The 17,078-nt window shown below is 74.3% G+C and carries 16 protein-coding genes and 1 pseudogene; 10 read left to right on the top strand and 7 right to left on the bottom strand.

What is annotated here, in order from left to right:
• Window positions 1-23 precede the first annotated feature (23 nt).
• Window positions 24-2,132: a molybdopterin oxidoreductase family protein gene (locus AB0M16_RS12860; protein WP_365341920.1), complete on the top strand. Its 2,109-nt coding sequence runs from the start codon at window positions 24-26 to the stop codon at window positions 2,130-2,132.
• Between the two features lie 30 nt (window positions 2,133-2,162).
• On the opposite strand, the gene cutA is transcribed toward AB0M16_RS12860, so the two are convergent.
• The 3 genes and pseudogenes from cutA to AB0M16_RS12845 all read right to left on the bottom strand — a co-directional run bounded on the left by cutA (window position 2,163) and on the right by AB0M16_RS12845 (window position 3,754).
• On the bottom strand, window positions 2,163-2,882 hold the full coding sequence (gene cutA / locus AB0M16_RS12855; protein ID WP_365341918.1) for a divalent cation tolerance protein CutA: 720 nt from the start codon (window positions 2,880-2,882) through the stop codon (window positions 2,163-2,165).
• A pseudogene (locus tag AB0M16_RS12850) lies at window positions 2,879-3,091 on the bottom strand (ABC transporter ATP-binding protein); the annotation flags it as partial. The gene cutA and the pseudogene AB0M16_RS12850, both read right to left, overlap by 4 nt.
• A gap of 75 nt (window positions 3,092-3,166) precedes the next feature.
• Window positions 3,167-3,754 (bottom strand): NAD(P)H-dependent oxidoreductase, encoded by a 588-nt coding sequence (locus AB0M16_RS12845; protein ID WP_365341916.1) that lies wholly within the window; start codon window positions 3,752-3,754, stop codon window positions 3,167-3,169.
• A 68-nt stretch (window positions 3,755-3,822) separates the two neighbouring features.
• Here AB0M16_RS12845 and AB0M16_RS12840 point away from each other — a divergent pair, with 68 nt between their 5' ends.
• The 3 genes from AB0M16_RS12840 to AB0M16_RS12830 all read left to right on the top strand — a co-directional run bounded on the left by AB0M16_RS12840 (window position 3,823) and on the right by AB0M16_RS12830 (window position 6,114).
• A complete protein-coding gene (locus AB0M16_RS12840; RefSeq protein WP_365341914.1) occupies window positions 3,823-4,650 on the top strand; it encodes an aminotransferase class IV in 828 nt (275 codons plus the stop codon).
• Between the two features lie 223 nt (window positions 4,651-4,873).
• Window positions 4,874-5,410 (top strand): hypothetical protein, encoded by a 537-nt coding sequence (locus tag AB0M16_RS12835; RefSeq protein WP_365341912.1) that lies wholly within the window; start codon window positions 4,874-4,876, stop codon window positions 5,408-5,410.
• Window positions 5,411-5,493: 83 nt separating this feature from the next.
• Window positions 5,494-6,114 (top strand): class F sortase, encoded by a 621-nt coding sequence (locus AB0M16_RS12830; protein ID WP_365341910.1) that lies wholly within the window; start codon window positions 5,494-5,496, stop codon window positions 6,112-6,114.
• A gap of 154 nt (window positions 6,115-6,268) precedes the next feature.
• Here the strand turns inward: AB0M16_RS12830 and AB0M16_RS12825 are convergent, their stop codons facing one another.
• Window positions 6,269-7,054: a TSUP family transporter gene (locus AB0M16_RS12825; RefSeq protein WP_365341908.1), complete on the bottom strand. Its 786-nt coding sequence runs from the start codon at window positions 7,052-7,054 to the stop codon at window positions 6,269-6,271.
• A 221-nt stretch (window positions 7,055-7,275) separates the two neighbouring features.
• Complete coding sequence (locus AB0M16_RS12820) at window positions 7,276-8,760, bottom strand: ferric reductase-like transmembrane domain-containing protein (protein WP_365341906.1); 1,485 nt, start codon at window positions 8,758-8,760, stop codon at window positions 7,276-7,278.
• A 195-nt stretch (window positions 8,761-8,955) separates the two neighbouring features.
• On the opposite strand from AB0M16_RS12820, the gene AB0M16_RS12815 reads away from it, so the two are divergent.
• The 6 genes from AB0M16_RS12815 to AB0M16_RS12790 all read left to right on the top strand — a co-directional run bounded on the left by AB0M16_RS12815 (window position 8,956) and on the right by AB0M16_RS12790 (window position 15,985).
• Complete coding sequence (locus AB0M16_RS12815) at window positions 8,956-10,164, top strand: FAD-dependent oxidoreductase (protein ID WP_365341904.1); 1,209 nt, start codon at window positions 8,956-8,958, stop codon at window positions 10,162-10,164.
• Window position 10,165: 1 nt separating this feature from the next.
• Window positions 10,166-12,700 carry a nitrite reductase large subunit NirB gene (nirB, locus tag AB0M16_RS12810; RefSeq protein WP_365341902.1) on the top strand — a complete coding sequence of 845 codons (2,535 nt, stop codon included), beginning with the start codon at window positions 10,166-10,168 and terminating at the stop codon, window positions 12,698-12,700.
• Window positions 12,697-13,026, top strand: coding sequence for a nitrite reductase small subunit NirD (gene nirD, locus AB0M16_RS12805; RefSeq protein ID WP_365341900.1), 330 nt, complete (start codon window positions 12,697-12,699; stop codon window positions 13,024-13,026). The genes nirB and nirD overlap by 4 nt, the downstream gene beginning before the upstream one ends.
• Window positions 13,027-13,088: 62 nt before the next feature.
• Complete coding sequence (locus AB0M16_RS12800) at window positions 13,089-13,673, top strand: TetR family transcriptional regulator (RefSeq protein ID WP_365341898.1); 585 nt, start codon at window positions 13,089-13,091, stop codon at window positions 13,671-13,673.
• A gap of 79 nt (window positions 13,674-13,752) precedes the next feature.
• Window positions 13,753-15,180: an MFS transporter gene (locus AB0M16_RS12795; RefSeq protein ID WP_365341896.1), complete on the top strand. Its 1,428-nt coding sequence runs from the start codon at window positions 13,753-13,755 to the stop codon at window positions 15,178-15,180.
• 46 nt (window positions 15,181-15,226) lie between these two features.
• Entirely contained in the window at window positions 15,227-15,985 is a 759-nt protein-coding gene (locus AB0M16_RS12790; RefSeq protein WP_365341894.1) for an SDR family oxidoreductase, read from the top strand.
• A 21-nt stretch (window positions 15,986-16,006) separates the two neighbouring features.
• Here AB0M16_RS12790 and AB0M16_RS12785 read toward each other — a convergent pair whose 3' ends face one another.
• Window positions 16,007-16,420, bottom strand: a complete 414-nt coding sequence (locus AB0M16_RS12785) for a VOC family protein (RefSeq protein WP_365341892.1) — start codon at window positions 16,418-16,420, stop codon at window positions 16,007-16,009.
• A 111-nt stretch (window positions 16,421-16,531) separates the two neighbouring features.
• Window positions 16,532-16,996 (bottom strand): group III truncated hemoglobin, encoded by a 465-nt coding sequence (locus tag AB0M16_RS12780; RefSeq protein ID WP_365341890.1) that lies wholly within the window; start codon window positions 16,994-16,996, stop codon window positions 16,532-16,534.
• Window positions 16,997-17,078 lie beyond the last annotated feature (82 nt).

Below are 17,078 nucleotides of genomic sequence, written 5' to 3'. Positions count from 1 at the left end.
CACGCCCGTCGCATCCTCGGGTCATGTCAGAGGTCGCCACCGTTCCCACGCACTGTCCCTACTGCGCGCTCCAGTGCGGCATGAACCTGCGCGCCGGGAGCACCGGGGAGCTCCCCGCCGAGGTGGTCGACCGGCCCGACTTCCCCGTCAACCGGGGCGCGCTCTGCGGCAAGGGCCGCACCGCCCCGGCCGTACTCTCCTCCCGGGTCAGGCTCACCGAGCCCCTGGTCCGCCGCCCTGACACGGGGGCGCTGGAGCCCGCCACCTGGGAGGAGGCACTCGCCGCCGTCGCCGACGGGCTGCGCCGGACCCGCGCCGACCACGGAGCCGATGCCGTGGGGGTCTTCGGCGGCGGCGGCCTCACCAACGAGAAGGCGTACACGCTGGGCAAGTTCGCCCGGCTCGTGCTCGGCACCTCCCAGATCGACTACAACGGGCGCTTCTGCATGTCCTCCGCCGCCGCGGCCCACCAGCGGGCCTTCGGCCTCGACCGGGGCCTCCCCTTCCCCCTGGAGGACATCCCGCGGACGGGCTGCGTGATCCTCGTCGGCTCCAACCTGGCCGAGACCATGCCGCCCGCGCTGCGCTACCTCACCGAGCTGAAGGAGAACGGCGGCAAGCTGATCGTCGTCGACCCGCGCCGCACCCGCACCGCCGAGCAGGCCGACCTCCACCTCGCGCCGCGCCCCGGTACCGACCTGGCGCTCGCCCTCGGCATGCTGCACCTCGTCGTCGCCGAGGGCCTGGTCGACGAGGACTTCGTCCGCGAGCGGACCACCGGCTGGGAGGGCGCCCGGGCCGGGGCGATGTCCCACTGGCCCGAGCACGTGGAGCGGATCACCGGCGTCGCCGTGCCGCGGCTGCGCGAGGCGGTCCGGATGTTCGGCGAGGCGGCGAGCGGCATGGTGCTCACGGCCCGCGGCCCCGAGCAGCAGTCGAAGGGCACCGACACGGTCGGCGCCTGGATCAACCTGTGCCTGGCCACCGGCAAGGCCGGCCGGCCGCTCAGCGGCTACGGCTGCCTCACCGGCCAGGGCAACGGCCAGGGCGGCCGCGAGCACGGCCAGAAGGCCGACCAGCTCCCCGGCTACCGCAAGCTCGACGACCCGGCCGCCCGCGCGCACGTCGCCGGCGTCTGGGGCGTGGACCCCGAGACGCTGCCCGACCCCGGGCGCAGCGCCTACGAGCTCCTCGACGCGCTGGGCGGCGACGTACGGGCCCTGCTCCTCATGGGCTCCAACCCGGTCGTGTCCGCCCCCCGCGCGGCGCACGTCGAGGAGCGGATCCGCTCCCTGGACTTCCTGGCGGTCGCCGACGTGGTCCTGTCCGAGACCGCCGAACTCGCCGACGTGGTCCTGCCGGTGACCCAGTGGGCCGAGGAGACCGGCACCACCACCAACCTGGAGGGCAGGGTGCTGCTGCGCCGCAAGGCCCTCACCCCGCCCCCGGGGGTCCGCAGCGACCTGGAGGTGATGCACGGCCTCGCGGCGCTGCTCGACTGGGAGAAGGGCTTCCCGACCGATCCCGAGGAGGTCTTCGAGGAGCTGCGGCGCGCCTCGGCCGGCGGCCCCGCCGACTACGCGGGCATCAGCTACCGCCGGATCGAGGAGGAGCAGGGCGTGTTCTGGCCGTGCGCCGACGAGAGCGACGCCGGCACCCCTCGCCTGTTCCTCGACCGCTTCGCCACGCCCGACGGCCGGGCCCGGTTCGTGCCGGTGGTGCACCGGGCGGCGGCGGAGGAACCCGACACCGAGTACCCGGTGGTCCTGACGACCGGGCGGGTGGTCTCGCAGTACCAGTCGGGCGCGCAGACCCGCCGGGTCGCCGAGCTGAACGCGGCCGCGCCCGGCTCCTTCGTGGAGCTCCACCCCCGGCTCGCCGAGCGGATCGGGGTCGCGGACGGCGAGCCCGTCGCGGTGGTGTCGCGGCGCGGGCGGGCGGTGGCGCCGGCCCGGGTCACGGCCGCGATCCGCCCGGACACGGTCTTCATGCCCTTCCACTGGCCGGGCGAGGGCCGGGCCAACACCCTGACGAACCCGGCGCTCGACCCGGTCTCGCGGATGCCGGAGTTCAAGGTGTGCGCGGTGCGCCTGGAGCGCCCGGGGAGCGCGACGGGCGGTCCCGGGTCCTGAGCCGCGGGACGCCCCGGCGGGTGTCGCCGCCTACGGCCGGCCGAACCAGTCGCCGCCCTCGATGACCGGGCCGAGGGGTGCGTCCGGCGCCGCCAGGAACACCCAGGCGGACACCCGGGCCCCGTCCTGGACCCGTACGACGTCCATCGCCACCCGCTCGTACCCGGCGGGCAGCTCCAGCCGGTCGAGCAGGCCGAACAGCTCGCCGTACGCGCCGGGTGCGGGCGTCAGCAGGGTGCCGACCACCTGGCCCCCGTCCGCCGGGACGACGTACGGATAGCCGGGCCCGTCGTGCAGGACCGCTCCCGGGAGCACGGCGTCCGCCTCGGTGCCGATCCGGCCGGCGAGGAACCGGTCGTGGTTGTAGGCGCCCGGGCGCAGCGTCCCGTACACGAAGAACGGCCGCTCGTCCGCGACGGGGGCCTCGATCGCCGGGGCCGCCGCGGTCTCCTGCTCGACCCAGCGGGCGTAGTCCGCGCCGGCCCGGGTCACCCGGGTGGCGAGGATCTCGGGGGTCTCGTAGTCGTGGGCGGCGAGGAGGTGCGCCTCCAGGGCCGGGTAGCGGGCCTCGGTGGTCTTGAACTCCACCTGCCACTCCTCGGCGGTCTCGATCGCGCCCCGCCAGTGGTAGACGGAGGTGGTGGGCCCCGAGACCTGCGCACAGGCGGCGAGCCGGGCCTCGACGGCGCCGCGCGCCAGGGCGTCGGCCTTGGCGCGCGCGTCGGTGGTGGTGCGGACGGTGACGATCACGCCTCCACCGTACGGGCGAACTGTGCCGCGTGCAGCCGGGCGTACGCCCTGCCGGCGGCGAGGAGTTCCCGTCGGCCGCCCTGCTCCGCGATGGTGCCGTTCTCCATGACCAGGATCAGGTCGGCGTCCCTGACGGTGGAGAGCCGGTGCGCGAGGACGACGGAGGTACGCCCCCGGGCGAGTCGGGCCATCGCCTGCCGGAGCAGGACGAGGAGGGCGAGTAACGGCCGGTGGGGGCCGAGCCGGGTGGTGATGAGCTTGAGCAGCATGGCGGCGGCTCGCGGTCAACCGGCGTACGGTCGGGTCGACTTGGCGTCCTTCAGCGCGCGGGCCCACCAGCCGAGCTGGTCGAGCATGGTCTTGGCGGCGGTGTCGGGCCCGGTCGGGTCCTTGGGGGTGCCGTCCTCGTCGAAGCGCCCGTGGGCCATGTGGAAGGAGACGGTGTCGCGGACGGTGACGGCGTGCATCTCGGCGAAGACCTGGCGGAGTTGCTCGACGGCGCGCAGTCCGCCGGAGATGCCGCCGTAGGAAACGAAGCCGACGGGCTTCGCCTGCCATTCGCTGAAGTGCCAGTCGATCAGGGACTTGAGGGCGGCCGGGAAGGAGTGGTTGTACTCGGGGGTGAGCACGACGAAGGCGTCGGCGTCGGCCAGGACCGGGCTCACCTTGGCGAGTTCGGCCCGGACGGCGGGGCTCGGGCTGTGCGAGAGGGCGGTGGGCAGGTCGACGTCGGCGAGGTCGACGACCTGGGTGGTGAAGTCGTCGCGCTCGGCGGTACTGCCGGCGAACCAGTCGGCGACGACGGGGCCGAACCGTCCCTCGCGGTTGCTGGCGACGATGACGGCGAGACGGAGCGGGTTCGTGATGTCCATGGCGAGGATCCTGATACCTCAACTTCGGTTGAGGTCAAGTCCGCGGTCACGGGCATACGGTGGACCCCATGACCACGCCTGACCCGAAGCCCGCAGAACCCGATCCAGAGACCTCCGAGGAGGCCGCCGGGGCGGCCGAGACACCCGCCCTGCACATCGAGGTGGACGGCGTCCCGGCTGCCGACCCGGAGCTCCTCGCGACCCTGATGAGCGGCTACGGCCACTTCACCGCGATGCAGGTGCGCGACGGGCGGGTGCGGGGCCTCGGCCTGCACCTGGAACGGCTCGACCGGTCCACCCGCGAGCTGTTCGGCCGGGCCCTCGACGGAGACCGGGTGCGCCGGCAGCTCGCCGGGGCGCTCGCGGCGGCGGACCGGCGGGACGCGTCCGCGCGGGTGTACGTCTACGAGGGCGCGCGCACCGTCGTGACCGTACGGGCCCCCTTCCCGGACGACCGGGCGCCCTGGTCGCTGAAGTCCGTGGCGTACTGGCGGCCGGCGGCGCACATCAAGCACCTGGGCGGCTTCGGGCAGTCCTTCCACGGGGACGCGGCCCGCCGGGCGGGCTTCGACGAGGCCCTGCTCACCGGCGGTCCGGACGCCGAGATCGCCGAGGGCGCGGTCACCAACATCGCCTTCTGGGACGGCACTTCGGTGGTCTGGCCGTCGGCACCCTGCCTGGCCGGCATCACCATGCAGCTGCTCGCCCCGCGGCTGCCGTCCGTGACCCGCCGGGTGACCCTGGCGGACGTGCCCTCCTTCCGCGCGGCCTTCGTGGCGAACTCGCGCGGCATCTCCCCGGTCTCCCTGATCGACGACGTCGAGCTCGCGGTGGACGAGGAGCTGATGGGGCGGGTGTACGCGGCCTACGAGGAGGCGCCCTGGGAGGTGCTGTAGCCGCGGCGCTCCGGGGGTCACCCGTTCGGCACGGATCGTCAGCTGACCCCGAGAAATCGGCTCCGACCTGCGGAAACACCCGGAATCCAGGCGACGCGCCGTATCGGATGGAGCAATTCTGATCGCCCATCAGCAGGCGGCGGGTCCGGCCACGCATTTACCTCGGTCCTACGGAAGAACGTCCCGCTTCCGGCACAAAAGTTCGCGCGCCCCGGAGGACCCCATGCGCCGCAACCCCGCCCAACTGCTCACCGGTACCGCGCTCACGGTCGTCGCCCTCGGCGCCTTCGCCGCCCCCGCGGCGCTCGCGAACGACGGATACGGCAACGGCAACGGACACGGCTCCGAAGCCCTGGAGATCTTCCCCTCTTCGGCCGACCCTGGCACCACCGTCACCGTGAACACCCTGGCCTGTGGCTCCCGCGGGCACGGCGTGGGCGACGCGAACTCGCTCGGCGCGGGCGACTTCCCGCTCAAGCCCAGCACCCACAAGGAGGTCGTGGTGGGTCAGTTCACGGTGCCGCACCACGTCAAACCGGGGACCTACGGAATCAGCGTCGCCTGCGACAACGGCAAGACGGCCCGCGGCGACCTCGTCGTCAAGCACAGGAGCCCCAGCGGCCATGTGCAGACCGGCGTCGGCGGCAGCGTGGGCCCCGACACCGCCCAGGTCACGGCGGGCGTGGCGGTGCTGGCCGCGGCCGCCGTCGGCGGTACCTGGCTCCTGCGCCGCCGGGCGAGCGGCGCGCAGGACGGCTGAGGGTACCGCCCGCGTCCTGCCCCCGCCGCGCGCCCGCTGACGGGCCGGCGGGGGCAGGACCACACCCGGAGGGATGGACGCCCGTGAGCAACAGCAGGAAGGGCTGGGGCATAGCCGCCGCGGCCTGCGTGGGCCTCTGGATGATCCAGAACGGCTCCGGCGAGGTCACCCCGCCCGTGCCCTCGGCCGCCCAGGCCTTCGCCGCCGGGCCGAGCGTCCACACCGACGCCGCCGCCGACCCGCTGCCACCCTCCGCCCCGCTGCGGCTGCGCATCCCCGAGATCGACGTGGACGCGCCCGTGACGGGCCTCGGGCTCGGCGACGACGGTTCGCTGGAGGTGCCGCCGGCCGCCGACCGCAATCTGGCCGGGTGGTACGAGGACGGCACCCGGCCCGGGGCGAAGGGCACCGCGATCGTCGCGGGCCACGTCGACAACGCGCAGGGGCCGGCGGTCTTCTACGCGCTGGGCGCCCTGAAGAAGGGTCACCGGATCGAGGTGGACCGACAGGACGGCCGCACCGCCGTCTTCACGATCGACGCCGTCGAGGTCTACGAGAAGGACCGCTTCCCCGACGCCAAGGTGTACGGGGAGGCCGACCGGGCCGAGATCCGGGTGATCACCTGCGGCGGCGGATTCTCCCGGAAGTCCGGCGGCTACCAGGGCAACGTCGTCGCCTTCGGACACCTCATCGGGGTGAAGTAGCGGCGGTCAGGCGGTGGCCGGGCGCAGCGCACCGGTCGGAGTGCCGGTCGGACAGCCGCGCCGGTCGGGCATCCGGGCCGGCCGTGCAGGTCGGGGGGCGCCGTCAGGCATCCGGGTCGGCCGCGCCGGCCGGGCATCCGGGCCGGCCGGGCGGTCAGGCCCACTGGTCGAAGGCCAGCTTCGCGACCAGCGAGAAGACGACCACGAGCAGCACCCCGCGGACGAACTCCGAGCCCTTGCGCAGCGCCATCCGCGCGCCGACCATGCCGCCCGCCAGGTTGAAGACCGCCATGACGGCCGCGAGCAGCCACATCACGTGCCCCTGGTAGGCGAACATGGCGAGCGCGCCCGCGTTGGTGCAGACGTTGACGATCTTCGCGGTGGCCGAGGCGGTCACCAGGTCCAGGTGGAGCACGGCGGTCAGGGCCAGCACCAGGAAGGTGCCGGTGCCCGGCCCGAAGAGTCCGTCGTAGAAGCCGATCCCGCCGCCGACCACGACGATCGCCGTGGCGATCCTGGCCCGGGTGAGCGGCGGCCGCTCCGCGCCCTCGGGGCGGGTGCCGAAGGACGGCCGGAACATGACGAAGCCGGCGACCCCGAGCAGCACCACCATGATCACCGGCCGCAGCACCTCGCTGCTGATCCCGGCCGCGAAGAAGGCACCGCCCATCGACCCGGCGAGCGCAGCCAGCCCGATCCGCACCGCCGTGCCGACCCGGACGGGCGCCTTGCGGGCGTACGTGACGGCCGCGCCGGAGGTGCCGACGATCGCCACGGCCTTGTTGGTGCCGAGGATCTGCGCGGCCGGCAGGTGCGGCAGGCCGAGCAGCAGCGCGGGCAGCAGGAGCAGTCCCCCACCCCCGACCACGGCGTCGATCCAGCCGGCGGCCAGGGCCGCGAGACAGAGCAGAGCGAGTGTGGTCAGGGATATGTCAGGCATGGCCGCGAGCCTAGAGGGCGGATAGGTGCGTCAGCCATCAATCCCGGGAGTCTTGAGCTACGTCTGAGGTTGGCGCGGCGGGTGCGCGGTCCGGGGCCGGCGGGGCGGCCGGGACGCCCGCCACGGTGAGCAGGGTCGCGGCGAGCGCCCCGGTGGTGAGCAGCCCGGCGGCGGTCCGCCGTCGCGCCTTCTCCCCCGCGGGGAAGCGCGGCGCACGATGTCTAGTCATGACTGAAGTCCTCGCTGTGGATGCGGTGGGCGGGCACCCCGGCCCGGATCAGGGAGGCGGTCGCGGCCCGCGCCATCCCCGGCGGCCCGCACAGATAGACGTCGTGGGCGGCGAGGTCGGGCACCAGGTCGCGCAGCGCCCGCGGGGCCAGGGGGTCGAAGGAGTCGTCGGAGGCGCCGAGCAGGTAGTGCAGGGCGGCCCGCCGCTCGGACGCGATGGCCTCCAGTTCGTCCCGCAGGACGAGCCCGCCGGCGTCCGAGGCCCGGTAGAGCAGGGTGAGGTCGCCGGGACCGCCGGGCAGCGTCTCGAACAGGGCCCGCAGCGGGGTGATGCCGACGCCGCCGGCGAGCAGCAGCACCTTCCTGCGGGTACGGCGGTGGGCGGTGAGCGCCCCGAACGGCCCGGTGGCGAGGACCCGGGTGCCGGGCCGCAGCCGGCGCATCCGCCGGGTGTGGTCGCCGAGCGCCTTGACGGTGATCCGCAGCGTGTCGTCGCGGACGGGCGCGGACAGCGAGAACGGCAGGGCGGTGGACCACAGCCCCGGCCGCAGGAAGCGCCAGCGGAAGAACTGCCCGGGCTCGGCCCGCAGCGAGGCGACGCCGCGCCCCCGGACGACGACGGACACCACGTCCGGCCCCTCGTCCCGCACCTCGGCGACCCGCAGGTCGTGCCGGAGCGCGAGCCGCAGCGGCACGACGATCCGGTACCAGACGAGCAGCACGCCCACGGTCGCGTGCGCCATCGACCAGACCCACCGGGTGAGGACCCCGCCGGCCAGGTCGGGCCCGGCGAGCTGGTGCACGAAGCCGAGGGCGGCGGCGAGGTGACTGAGCAGATGCAGCCCGCGCCAGGTCTCGTGCCGGACGCGCCCGCGCGCGGCACGGGCGGAGGAGACGCCGACGGCGGCGAACAGCACGGACCCGGCGCAGGCGGCGGCGATCCACGGATAGCCGAGCAGCCCCCGCACGGCGGAGACCAGGTCGGTGCCGGTGTGGACGGCGTACCCGCACAGCGCGAGCAGACCGTGCGCGGCGACGAGACCGAGGACGTGCCGGCCGCCTCGGGAGTGCCAGCGGGCGAGCCGGTCGGCGCCCACTCCGTGCTCGACCGCGGGGACCCGGGCCATGAGCAGCAGCATCACGAGCACGCCGTACCCGGCGAGGAGACCGGTGAGATGCGCGCCGCTCGCGAAGAGGGCGTCGAGCCGGGCGGACGGCCGGACCTGGAGCCCCCAGCACAGGGCGACCGCGCCGGCGCCGGCGACGATCGTGTTCCGGAGCCTGTCGGGGGCGAGGCGGGGCGGCGCGGGCTCGGACCGCGGAGCCCGCGCGGCGGTGCGCACGGGCCCGGACCGCCCGGTCCGGGCGGGTCCGGGTCGCGCGGGGCCCGGTCGCTCCGGACCGGCTCCCCCGGGCGTCGTCAGCGGCACGACGAGCGGTCGGTAGAGCGGATGGTGGTGCTGGGCCTCGGTGGTCACGTCCGGCACCCTAGGTCGGCCCGTATACGCCCGCCGCCCGTTCGACCCCGTCCCGGTGATCCTTAAGGCGGCCTTGAACAGCGGCTCACGGCCGGTTAAGCCTCACAGCGCGGCGGGCCCGTGGTGAGGTCAGCGTTCCGAACGGGAAACAGCCGGGATCCCGTCGGGAAACACCCACCGCGCACGCTTCCGGGTATGAGTACACGGATCGTGGTGGTCGGGGGCGGAACGGCGGGCGCCCGGCTCGCCCAGCGCCTGCCGGTCACCCTCCTCGGCGAGGAGCCGCACGCGCCGTACAACCGCCTGCTGCTCGCGGACGTCCTCGCCGGCCGCTACGGCCCCGAGGTGATCGCGCTGCCCGAGGCGCGCGAACCGGCCCGGCTCGGCGCGCGGGCGGTGCGGATCGACCGCGCGGCCCGCACGGTGGAGTGCGCGGACGGGTCCCGGGTGCCGTACGACCGGCTGGTCCTCGCGACCGGTTCGGCGCCGGTGCTGCCGCCGCTGCGCGGACTGCGCGGGGCGGAACTCCCCTCCGGGGTGCACCCCTTCCGCACGCTCGACGACTGCCTGGCGCTGCGGGAGCTGGTACGGCCCGGGGTGCGGGCGGTCGTCATCGGCGGCGGGCTGCTCGGCGTCTCGGCGGCCCGGGCGCTCGCGGCGCTCGGCGCCGAGGTGATGCTCACCCAGCAGGGCGAGCGCCTCATGGAGCGCCAGCTGGACGAGCACTCCTCGGCCCTGCTCCGCACCCACATGGAGGAGCTCGGCGTCGAGGTGCACACCGAGTGCCGGGTGAGCGGTCTGCGGCAGCGGGACGGCGCGGTCACCGCGGTCGAGCTCGCCGACGGCTTCATCCTCGACGCGCAGGTCGTCGTCCTCGCCTGCGGGGTCCGCCCGCGCGTGGCGCTGGCCCGCGAGGCCGGTCTCGACATCCGCACCGGCGTCGTGGTGGACGACGAACTGCGCACCTCGGACCCGTACGTCCACGCGATCGGCGACTGCGCCGAGCACGACGGGCGGGTGTACGGCCTGGCCGGTCCCGCGCTCGACCAGGCCGACGCCCTGGCGGACCTGCTCCTCGCCGAGCGGGCCGGCGACGCCCCCGGGGACCGCCCCCGCTACACGGGCACCCGCGCGCTCACCCGGCTCACGCTCGGCGGCCCCGAGTCGCTGGACCTGGCGGCGTTCGGCGAGACCACACCCGCCCCGGGCGACGACGTCGTGCAGCTCACGGACGCGACGCGGCGGGCCTACCGGAAGGTCGTCGTCCGTGGCGACCGGCTCGTCGGCGGCGTGCTCCTCGGCGATCTCGCCGCGGTCGGCACGCTCGCCCGGGCCTGGGAGGGCGACGAGGCCCTGCCCGACGCCCCTCTGCTTCACCTGCTCACCCACGACGGAGGCTCCTGACATGACGACCCCGCCCACCCCCACCATCGTCCTGGTCGGCCACGGCATGGTCGGCCAGCGGTTCCTGGAGGCGCTCGCGGACCGGGGCGTCACCGCGCGGGCCCGGATCGTGGTGCTCTGCGAGGAGCCCCGCCCCGCCTACGACCGCGTCCAGCTGACCTCGTACTTCTCCGGGAAGACCCCCGACGACCTCTCCATGGTCGAGGACGGCTTCATGGAGCGGCACGGCATCGAGCTGTACACCGACGACCCGGCGGTCGCCGTCGACCGGACGGCCCGCACCGTCACCGCACGGTCGGGGCAGGTCTTCGGCTACGACACGCTCGTCCTCGCCACCGGCTCGTTCCCCTTCGTGCCGCCGGTGCCCGGCAAGGACGCTCACGGCTGCTTCGTCTACCGGACGATCGAGGACCTGCTCGCGATCGAGGAGTACGCGAAGGGCCGGACGACCGGCGCGGTGGTCGGCGGCGGCCTGCTGGGCCTGGAGGCGGCCGGCGCGCTCAAGGGCCTCGGGCTCGACACGCACATCGTGGAGTTCGCGCCCCGGCTGATGCCGGTGCAGGTCGACGAGGGCGGCGGCGCGGCCCTGCTGCGCACGATCGAGCAGATGGGCCTGACCGTCCACACCGGCACGGGCACCCAGGAGATCGTCACCGAGGACGGGGCGGTCACCGGCATGCGCCTGTCGGACGGCTCCGAACTGGCCACGGAGATGGTGGTGTTCTCGGCGGGCGTCCGCCCCCGCGACCAGCTGGCCCGCGACTGCGGCCTGGACGTCGGCGAGCGCGGCGGCATCGCCGTGGACGAGCTGTGCCGGACCTCCGACCCGGCGGTGTTCGCGATCGGTGAGTGCGCGCTCGCCTCCGACGGCCGGGTCTACGGCCTGGTGGCGCCGGGCTACGAGATGGCGCACACGGCGGCGGCGGCGATCGCCGAGGAGAGCACCGAGGGCTTCACCGGCGCCGACCTGTCGACCAAGCTGAAGCTGCTCGGCGTGGACGTCGCCTCCTTCGGAGACGCGCACGGCACCGCCGAGGGCTGCCTGGACGTCGTCTACTCCGACTCGCGCTCCGGGATCTACAAGAAGCTGGTCGTCGACGGCGAGGGCACCCTGCTCGGCGGCGTCCTGGTCGGCGACGCCGAGTCCTACGGTCTGCTGCGCCCGCTGACCGGGTCGAAGCCGCCGGTCTCGCCCGAGCAGCTGGTGCTCCCGGCGGGCGTGGGCGCGCCGGTCGCGCTCGGCCCGTCCGCGCTGCCGGACGACGCGGTGATCTGCTCCTGCCACAACGTCACGAAGCACGCGATCGGTCAGTGCACCTCGCTGCCCGAGGTGAAGAAGTGCACCAAGGCCGGCACGGGCTGCGGCAGCTGTGTGAAGGTGATCGAGAAGCTGCTGCCGGCGGCCACCGACAAAGGACTCTGCGGCTGCTTCTCGTACACCCGCAGCGAGCTCTACGAGATCGCCCGCACCCTGCGGGTGACCTCCTTCGCGGCGCTGCTCGACTCGCACGGGCGGGAGGAGGCGAAGGGCGGGGACGGCTGCGAGGTCTGCAAGCCGACCGTCGGTTCCGTCCTCGCCTCGCTCAACAACGGCTACATCCTGGACGGCGAGCAGGCCGCGCTGCAGGACACCAACGACCACCACCTGGCCAACCTCCAGCGCAACGGCTCCTACTCGGTGGTGCCGCGCATCCCGGGCGGCGAGATCACCCCCGAGAAACTGATCGTGATCGGCGAGGTGGCCCGCGACTTCGGCCTCTACACGAAGATCACCGGCGGCCAGCGGATCGACCTCTTCGGCGCGCGCGTGGACCAGCTGCCCTCGATCTGGACCCGGCTCGTCGACGCCGGCTTCGAGTCGGGGCACGCGTACGGCAAGGCGCTGCGCACGGTGAAGTCCTGCGTGGGCCAGACCTGGTGCCGCTACGGCGTGCAGGACTCCGTGCGCATGGCGATCCAGCTGGAGCTGCGCTACCGCGGCCTGCGCGCCCCGCACAAGCTGAAGTCGGCCGTCTCGGGCTGCGCCCGCGAGTGCGCGGAGGCCCAGTCGAAGGACTTCGGCGTCATCGCGACGGCCAACGGCTGGAACCTGTACGTCGGCGGCAACGGCGGCGCGACCCCGCGCCACGCCGACCTGCTCGCCCAGGACCTGTCGGACGCCGAACTGGTGCGCCTGATCGACCGGTTCCTGATGTTCTACATCCGCACCGGTGACCGCCTGGAGCGCACCTCGGTGTGGCTGGAGCGCCTGGAGGGCGGCCTCGACCACCTGCGGGACGTGGTGGTGCACGACTCGCTCGGCCTGTGCGACGAGCTGGAGGCGCTGATGGCGGCGCACGTCGCCGACTACAAGGACGAGTGGGCCGAGACCCTGGACGACCCGGACCGGCTGCGCCGCTTCGTGTCCTTCGTCAACGCGCCGGAGACGCCGGACCCGTCGGTGCGGTTCGTTCCGGAGCGCGACCAGATCAAGCCGGACCTCCAGATCCTCACGATCGGCACCCCGAAGCCCCTGGAAGGAGTCTCCTCCCGATGACGACCCTCGAACTCTCCCCCGCCGAAGACGCCTGGATGACGGTCTGCGAGGACGCGCGCCTCACCCCGGGCCGGGGCCTGGCGGCCCTGCTGCCGGACGGGCGGCAGGCCGCGGTCTTCAAGGACCGCTCGGGCCGGACGTACGCGATCGACAACCGCGACCCGTTCACGGGGGCGCAGGTGCTCTCCCGGGGGCTGCTCGGCTCGGCGGGCGGGCGGGCGTTCGTGGCCTCACCGCTCCTGAAGCAGCGCTTCGACCTGGAGACGGGGCGGTGCCTGGACGACGACGAGGTGACGGTGGCGGTGTATCCGGTGCGGACGGTGTAGGGGCTGCGACGGCCCGAACATTCATCTTGACCGATCGTTCTTGAAAGACGTACGGTCGTCTCGTGGCCAGGACCAAGGAATTCGATCCCGACGCCGCGCTCCAGTCCGCTCTCGAGCTGTTCTGGGCGCGCGGCTACGAGGCGACGTCGATGGCGGACCTCGTCGAGCACCTCGGCATCGGCCGGGCCAGCATCTACGCGACCTTCGGCAGCAAGCACGAGCTGTACATGAAGGCGATGGACCGCTACCTGGAGACCCGCGACCCCCGGATCATGGCGGAGCTGTCCGCGCCGGGCCCGGCACTGCCGGCCGTGCGCGCGCTGGTGCGCCGGTTCGCGGCGGAGGCCGGGACCGACGGGATCCGCCAGAGCGGTTGCCTGGTCACCAACTCGGCGGCCGAACTGGCCCCGCACGACGGCGCGGTGGCACGCCGGGTGGAGCTCAGCTGGGAGCAGGTGGAGACCCTGCTGCACAGCGCGCTCAGCCGGGCCGGGGCCCAGGGCGAACTGCCCGCGGACCGCGACCCCCGGGCGCTCGCCCGGATGCTCCTCGTCCTGATGCAGGGACTGCGGGTGGTGGGCAAGGCCTCCAGCGACCCGGCCCGCGTGCGCGACGCGGCGGAGCAGGCGCTGGCCCTGCTGGACTGAACGACTCCTTCGAGGGGCGCCTTCGGGCGCCCTTTTCTCGGCCCACATAACAGAACGATCGGTCAATTATGGGGGGATCATGACCGCCACCGTCCGCACGAGGACCACCGCCGCCGGCCGGGCCGCCACCGCCGCCGGAGCCGGGACCGCCGCCGGCAGCACCACCCGCGGCCGCCCCGCCGCGGGCTTCGCCCTGCTCGGCGCCGTCCAGACGACGCTGATCTTCACGCTGGCCTCGCTCGCCGTGCCGCTCCCCCGGATCGGCGACGAACTCGGCCTGGACCGGGCCGACCTGCTCCTGCTGAGCGCCGCCTACGGGCTCACCTTCGCCGGACTGCTGCTCTTCGGCGGGCGGATCACCGACCGCTACGGCGGGCGCCGGGCGCTGACCGCGGGACTGCTCGTCTTCGGCGCCGCCTCCGCGCTCGCCCCGCTCGCCCCCGGCTACGGCCCGCTGCTCGCCGCCCGGTTCAGCCAGGGCCTGGGCGCCGCGCTCGTCGCGCCGGCGGCGATGGGCGTGCTGCGCACGCTGTACCCGGCGCCCGCCGCGTACGGACGGGCCATGGCCACCTGGGGCGGGCTCTCCGTCCTGGGCGCGACCGCGGGCAACCTGCTCTCCGGGGTCGTCTCGGCCTTCACGTCCTGGCGTTGGAGCTTCGCCGTCCCCGTCGCCGTCACGACCGCCGCCCTCGCCCTGGCCCCCCGCCTGCTTCCCGCCACCCCCGCGACCGGCCGGGCGGCGCGTGGACTCGACCTGCCGGGGGCGCTGCTGGCCACCGGCGGGATCACCCTGGCCAGTTACGGACTCGTCCGGACCGACGCCCGCCCCTGGGGCTCCGTCGCCGTCCTGGTCCCACTGCTCGCGGGACTCGTCCTGCTCGGCGCGTTCGCGCTGGTCGAGAGGCGCGCCGCCGACCCGCTGCTGCCGCCCGCCTTCCTGCGCGACCGGCGCCGCGGGCTCGGACTCGCCGCCGTCTCGCTCACCGCCTCCGGCACCGCCGGAGTGTTCGTCCTGCTCTCCCTCGGCCTCCAGCGCGACCGCGGCTGGTCGGCGCTGCTCACGTCGGGCGCCTTCGCTCCGTTCGCCGTGGCCCTGCTCGTGGCGGGCCGGGCCGCGGGGCCGCTGATCCGGCGGCACGGGGCGGGGCGGGCGACCGCCGCCGGGCTGGGCGCGGGAGCCGCGGGCCTCGCGCTGCTCGCGGCGACCGGCTTCGACCCCGCCACGCCCTACGCGTGCGGGCTGCTGCCCGGCCTGCTGCTGCTCGCGACCGGGGCCGCCGTGTCCTTCGCCGGGGCGGGCGTCCTCGCCACCGAGGGAGTGCCGCCCGAACGGAGCGGGCTCGCGGGCGGGGTCCTGAACACCGCGATGGAGCTGGGGCCCACCGTCGTCCTCGCCGCGGTGCTGACCCTCGGTACGGACGCCGCGTCGCTCGCGGCGACGGCCCTCGGCTTCGCCGCACTGGCCGCACTCGCCGCCCTGGCCGCCCCGGCCTCGCGTCCCACCTGATCCGCCGTCCCAAGTGATCCTTCATCCCAGAGGAGTCGAACTCGTCATGTCCCGATTCACCGACCGCACCGTCCTCGTCACCGGCGCCGGCTCCGGGCTCGGCCGGGCCATCGCGCTGGCCTTCGCCGCCGAAGGCGCCGCGGTGGCCGTCGCCGGCCGCGGCGCCGCCCCGCTCGACGAGACGGTGGAACTGATCGAGGCCGCGGGCGGCACCGCCCGCGCGTTCACCGCCGACGTCGCCGTCGCCGACGACATGCGCCGTCTCGTACGGGACACGGTCGCGGCCTTCGGCGGGTTGGACGTCGCCGTCAACAACGCCGGGGTGTTCCGCGGCGGTCACCTCGCCGGCGACTTCCCCCTGGAGGACTGGCAGACGCTGCTCGACGTCAACGTCACCGGCGTCCTGCACGCGCTCCAGGCCGAGGTCGGCCACATGCGCGCGCACGGTGGCGGGGCGATCGTGAACGTCTCGTCCAACCTGGGCGCCCACGTGCGCTTCCCGGGCGTCTTCGGTTACCAGGTCTCCAAGGCGGCCGTCTCGGCGATCACGCGGGCCGCCGCCCTCGACCACGTCGCCGACGGGATCCGGATCAACGCGGTGAGCCCGGGCGCTTCGGAGTCCTCGATGTCGCTGCGGCCGGGCGAGACGGAGGCCGACCGTGCGGTGCGGATGAAGGAGGAGTCCCCACTCGGCCGGATCTCCTCGGCGGCCGAGATCGCGGCCGCGGTGCTCTACCTCGCCTCGGACGCGGCCGGCTCCGCCGTCGGCACGGACCTGGTGATCGACGGCGGCGTCTCGGCCTGACGTTCTCCGGCGGGCGAGGGGTCAGCCCTGGGCGGCGGCCACGTCCATCCAGAAGACCTCCCAGTGGTGCCCGTCCAGGTCGGCGAAGGAGCGCCCGTACATGAAGCCCATGTCCATCGGCTCCTTCGCCGGGCTGCCGCCGGCGGCCAGGGCCCTGTCCGCGAGCTCGTCGACCTTCTCGCGGCTCTCGGCGCTCAGCGTGATGAGCACCTCGGTGCTCTTGGTGGCGTCCGAGATCTCCTTGCCGGGGGCGGTGAAGCTCCGGAACTTCTCCTCGGTGAGCAGCATCGCGAAGATCGTGTCGCTGATGACCACGCACGCGGCGGTCTCGTCCGAGAACTGCGGGTTGATCGAGTAGCCGAGCTGCTCGTAGAAGGCCTTGCTGGCGTCGAGGTCCGTCACCGGCAGGTTCACGAAGATCATCTGCGGGGCCATGGTGTCACTCTCTCTTCCGTAGGAGCCGTGTCGGCGCTTTCGAGAGTGATGACGGGCGGGCCCGCCGGAACTCATCGGCGTCTCGGCACTTTCCTCGGAAATCTTTTCCGCTCAGGCCGCGGACCGCAGCCTGAGCGCCGCCAGCGGCACGAAGCCGCCCTGGCCCTCGGGGGCCCCGGTCGGCGCGTCCCGCCCGGCGAGGCGCCGCAGCATGGAGAGGGCGATGCGCTCGCCCTGCGCCTTGGCGCGCTCGGCCAGCGGCCCCTCGTGGAGCCCGTCGACGGTGGCCCGCCACAACTGCGTCCAGCGCCCGAAGTGGGCGGCGGTGAGGGGCCGCGCCGAGTGCAGGGCGGCGTGCGGCGCGAAGGCGTCCCGCCGGTACTCGGCGCCGCGGAGGAGGGCCCGCTCCCAGAAGTCGGCGATCCTCGGCAGGTGGACCTCCAGGTCGGTGCCGGCGACCTCGGTGAAGAAGGGCCCGATGAGCGGATCGGCGAAGGCCGCCCCGTAGAAACGCCTCAGCAGGACGTCGAGGTCGGCACGGGAGCCGATGTCACGAAGGGCACGGGTGGCGGACATGCCCCCAGGGTCGCGCACGGGGCCCCCTCCCGCCCAGTGCCGAAGGTCCCGGGCCCCCTCCCGCCCGCTGTCGAGGTGGTCC

The sequence above is a fragment of the Streptomyces sp. NPDC051921 genome (assembly GCF_040680975.1).
Lineage (GTDB): Bacteria > Actinomycetota > Actinomycetes > Streptomycetales > Streptomycetaceae > Streptomyces.
The sequence above is the reverse complement of the archived record's forward strand: the minus strand, read 5'-3'. Positions and strand labels throughout refer to the sequence as shown.